Origin of the sequence: uncultured Eudoraea sp., assembly GCF_947260015.1 — a bacterium.
Taxonomy (GTDB): domain Bacteria; phylum Bacteroidota; class Bacteroidia; order Flavobacteriales; family Flavobacteriaceae; genus Eudoraea.
Genome location: NZ_CAMYOM010000070.1, coordinates 1 through 4,530, shown reverse-complemented (window position 1 = coordinate 4,530; position 4,530 = coordinate 1). Strand labels below are relative to the sequence as shown.

The following is a 4,530-nucleotide window of genomic DNA, read 5'->3' as shown; positions in this document are numbered from 1 at the left end:
TTAATAAAATTTATTATTTGAAATAAATTGATGAGTAAGTACCCGGTGGAACCCAGTAAATAATCGAATTGGAGCATCTTGTTATCTTGGGATTTCAGATCCCGGTGGCACTACTTCTTATCAGGGGATTCCGGTCATACAATTGATCATTACTATCAATAAAAATTATAAATATGTACCGGCCAGGTATATTGAGTTCAAAATGATCAGGGTTTATTTGTGATAATTGCGTAATTTTCCATCTGATTTTTAAATTCAATTTTCTACCTGGAAACCATTGACTCTCTACAAAAATGATTGAATATTTTATCCCTGCTGCACTTAAATTTTCATTTTTTAAGCATCTTTCTAAATTAGTACTAACGGTGTTTCTCGTTTCCTGTAATGGCATAGAAAAGGAGGCATATGTGAAGGTTGCAGACATGGATCAAACAGCCTCTTTTGTGGGCACGGCAAGCTGCATTGAATGTCATCAGGAAGAGTATGAATTATGGGAGAATTCACATCACGATGAGGCAATGAAGATAGCAGATTCTACCACTATTCTTGCTGATTTTAATAATACCACTTTTACCTATAAGGGCGTTAAAAGTTCATTTTTTCTTAAAGAGGGAGATTATTATGTAAATACACAAGGAGAAGACGGTAATTATTCTGATTTTAAGATTATATATACTTTTGGTTATACACCATTGCAACAGTATATTGTGCAGTTCCCAAACGGGGAGTACAATTGCCTGCTTACCGCCTGGGATACGGTGGAAGAAAAGTGGTTTCATCTGCAACCCGATCTGGACATTAAACATGATGAGTGGATCAACTGGTCCGGGGGCAGCCAGCGCTGGAATACCATGTGCGCAGATTGCCATTCCACAAATCTCCAAAAGAACTACGATTTATCCTCCGGGGTTTTTAATACAACTTTTAGTGAGATAAATGTCGCCTGTGAGGCCTGTCATGGACCTTCAGGCGCGCATGTTTCCTATTATAAAGAACAGGAAGAAAATGAAGCTAATGGTGTTTTACCTCCCGAATTGTATATTGGAAGTTCTGTACCGCCAAAAGAGTTGGTTGATAAATGTGCAAGATGTCATTCCAGAAGGGGCAATTTAACACCCTATTTCGATTATACCGGGACATTCATGGATCACTATTTTCCAAGAATGTTAGAAGAACCTTTATATGAACTGGATGGCCAGATACGAGACGAAGTTTATGTTTATACTTCTTTCTTAGAAAGTAAAATGTATGGTCTTGGGATTTCCTGTAAGGATTGTCATGACGTACATTCCTTAAAACTAAAGAAAGAGGGGAACGACCTCTGTTTAACCTGTCATATTCCTGATAAATATGATACCCCGGATCATCATTACCATGCAATGAATACCGATGCAGCCCTTTGTATTAACTGCCACATGGATGGTAAATTGTATATGGTAAATGATTACAGGAGAGATCATAGTTTTAGAATTCCCAGGCCTGATCAATCCGTAACATACAGCACGCCAAATGCATGTAATAAATGTCATACAGATAAGTCGGCCAAGTGGGCGAGCGATTTTATAGTTGAAAAATATGGTCCTACAAGAGCGGACCATTTTTCTGACCATTTATTAAAAGGGTATATGGATGACAATCAGGAATTTAAGAAGGTCTTTTCCAGTAAAGAATACCCTGAAATAGCCAGGGCAACGGCTATTGGCCTCTATGTAAATTCTCCTATTTCATATGAAGACGCGCTGGATTTAACCAGGTATTTAAATGATTCTTCCATTTTAGTAAGAAATCAAACAGTACGGGCTTTCGAGACAATAGGGAGTCCGGATTTCGCACCGCAAATAGTTCCCTTATTAAAAGATTCGGTGCGTGCGGTACGTATTTCGGCTGCACATTATTACAATGTTATTGGTAAAAGCCAGGTGGAACATTTGGAGGAGTTTAAACTGGCTAACCAGGAATATATGACAGAGCTGGAAATAAATTCAGATTTTCCTGCGGGTCTGCATCAGTTAGGCATATATAACCAGAGTATCGGAGAAATAGACAAGGCGCTCGACTTCTATTCCAAAGCAGTTAAGGAAGATAACTATTTTAATATGTCGCGCATAAATATGGCGCTGATTTATTACCAACAAGGATTAGTGGATAAAAGTGAGGCAACCTATCTGAAAATTATTGAACAAGAACCGGAGTACAGTTATACCTACTACATGCTAGGTTTATTATACTATGAAACAAACAGAAAGGACAAGGCTTTAGAATACCTGGCTTTGGCCTGCTCCAAAGAACCGGCAAATGCGAACGCTTCCTACAATTATGCCCTAATGCTTCAACAGGAAAATAAAAATCCTGAAGCTATTGTGGTAATTGAGAAGGCTTTAGAAACCTTTCCAAATGATGAACGCCTGTTATATGTGAAGCTTCTGAGCGAAATTAATTTGAATCAACAAAACAGAGCAATGAACACATGTCGTCTATTACTTCAAATAAACCCGACTAGTAGCGATTATAATCAAATACTAAAAAGATTACAGCAAGGTTCATGATTTAACTTCATGGGTGGTTCCGGATAGCTTAAATTACAGGCACTCGGGATTAGAACCGATATAATATGCTCATGAATTTTTTAGGGTATTTCTGCATTTAACCTTAAAAACGGCAACTATAATGTTCCATTTGGAATTGGGATTAGCAAGGTGCTGAAAACAGAAAAACTGGTTGATCTTAAATAGGTGCTACCGCCCAGCTGCCATATGGCAAATGCCTGCTAAGGGGTTAAAATAAAGAAGTCCGGTCTTGTTTGTCATATACTATTCCTCTTTATTGTCCTTAACAATTTGAACTTCCAGTACCACATGATGTAATTCGTAAAGTGAATTTAGGATTCCTGATAATGCGGCCTGATCATTTAAACGACCCGTAAGAACTGAATAGGTTTCACCACCGGGATTTTCATGAATCTGTATTTCCATATCTCCCAGCCTGTCCCACCAGGATTCAACCACTCTCCCTTGTATTTTTATATGATAATTTGCCGGTTCACTAAAGCTGTAATCATGGAATCCGTTTTTTTTAGTTTCTTCCATAATGTTTATTTCATCCTTTTGATTTTGGTTATATGTCTTAATAAATTAATGCTGCGATATTTAACTTTATCCTATTATATGAAAAAAAATTAATGCCTGTTTGTCCATAATAGAATTACAGGAGAACCATTTCTATAGGTTTCTATGTTATACTGTAAAGTTAATTTCATATAGCAATATATCCAATACACAAAAGTGTTATTAAAGTTGTATTAAAGTAGTAGTGAAGTAGTTTTATTCCCCTCCGCTCCCGCCGCGCTCTAACGTGGTGGTATTGAATATTACTAAGAAAAAGATAAGAGCCCCATAAACTTTCCTTTTATGGACCTTACCAAAAATTAAGGATTATTTAATGTTTAGGCGATGGCAAACAGGGCATCCATAATAAGTTAATCATACTGATTTTCATCATGTTATAATTGATTTTTCTATAGTATTTTTGACCAATCATTCGAATATCATGGGAAAGTTTATCCAATTCTTTCCAGTTCTCCCATTGGATATCATAAAAATTTAAATACGTAATTCATTTAATTGTTGGATTAATAATAACTAAACAACTATGAAATATAACACGATTATCATCGGAGGTGGTTTAGCCGGCCTGACTGCCGGAGCTACGCTCTCAAAATTCGGAAAGAAGGTTCTCTTGTTGGAACAACACTACAAACCAGGTGGTTGCGCTACCACCTTTAAACGAGGCGATTTCATCATTGAAGTTGGCCTACATGAAATGAGTGGCCTGGCAGAGGGCGGCAATATTAGGAGGAAAAAGGCCATAAAGAAATTTATGAAATTGATAGCAGGTATTAGAAAGGAAGCACACAGTTTGCCTCGCAATCCATTAGTAAGCAAATTGATATATCCGCTGATGCCCTTACTTTACCCCAACTTGGTAACAGCAACACGGCACACGGTGGGATCCTGGTTAGATAAACACATCAGAAATGAAGGTCTAAAACTTGACCTTACAGCACATATTGCTTACTGGGGCGATGATCCGTACACCTTGTCTATGTTCTATTTTGGCCTGCCGTTCTCTGGTTTTATTGAAAGCGGAGGACATTTTATAAAAGGGGGATCACAAAAGCTTTCTGATTATCTCGCGGCATATATCGAAAAGCATGGCGGTACAGTACTATTAGGGAAAAAAGTAGAGAAGATCATAACTGAAAAAGGTAAGGCCTCGGGAGTCACATTTAGAGAAGTTTATAACAAAAATGAAGAGCCTATTACTATTACCTGTGATAATGTGGTGGCTAATGCACCCATGCCAACAGTGCCTGCTTTACTCGATGAGCCTTACGCACGCGCTCTTAAGGAAAAGATCGGTTCGAACCCTGATTCAGTCTCATTATTGTGTATGTACTTTGGCTTTAAGGAAAAATTAGATCGATTTGGTGTTAAATACTATTCAAATTATATACAAGGGGATGATATAAAA

General features: G+C 37.5%; 3 protein-coding genes. 2 read left to right on the top strand and 1 reads right to left on the bottom strand.

Annotated elements, in window-relative coordinates; translation table 11 throughout:
* The first annotated feature begins 293 nt into the window (after window positions 1–293).
* Window positions 294–2,546 (top strand): tetratricopeptide repeat protein, encoded by a 2,253-nt coding sequence (locus Q0X66_RS15490; RefSeq protein ID WP_297707959.1) that lies wholly within the window; start codon window positions 294–296, stop codon window positions 2,544–2,546.
* Window positions 2,547–2,810: 264 nt separating this feature from the next.
* Here Q0X66_RS15490 and Q0X66_RS15485 read toward each other — a convergent pair whose 3' ends face one another.
* On the bottom strand, window positions 2,811–3,086 hold the full coding sequence (locus tag Q0X66_RS15485) for a hypothetical protein (RefSeq protein WP_297707957.1): 276 nt from the start codon (window positions 3,084–3,086) through the stop codon (window positions 2,811–2,813).
* A 562-nt stretch (window positions 3,087–3,648) separates the two neighbouring features.
* On the opposite strand from Q0X66_RS15485, the gene Q0X66_RS15480 reads away from it, so the two are divergent.
* Window positions 3,649–4,530 (top strand): FAD-dependent oxidoreductase (locus tag Q0X66_RS15480; RefSeq protein WP_297707955.1); only part of this gene is annotated, 882 nt, incomplete at its 3' end.

Excerpts from the sequence above, each read along its gene's own strand:
- Q0X66_RS15490 (WP_297707959.1), top strand. The coding sequence starts at position 294 with ATGATTGAATATTTTATCCCTGCTGCACTTAAATTTTCATTTTTTAAG.
- Q0X66_RS15485 (WP_297707957.1), bottom strand. The coding sequence starts at position 3,086 with ATGGAAGAAACTAAAAAAAACGGATTCCATGATTACAGCTTTAGTGAA.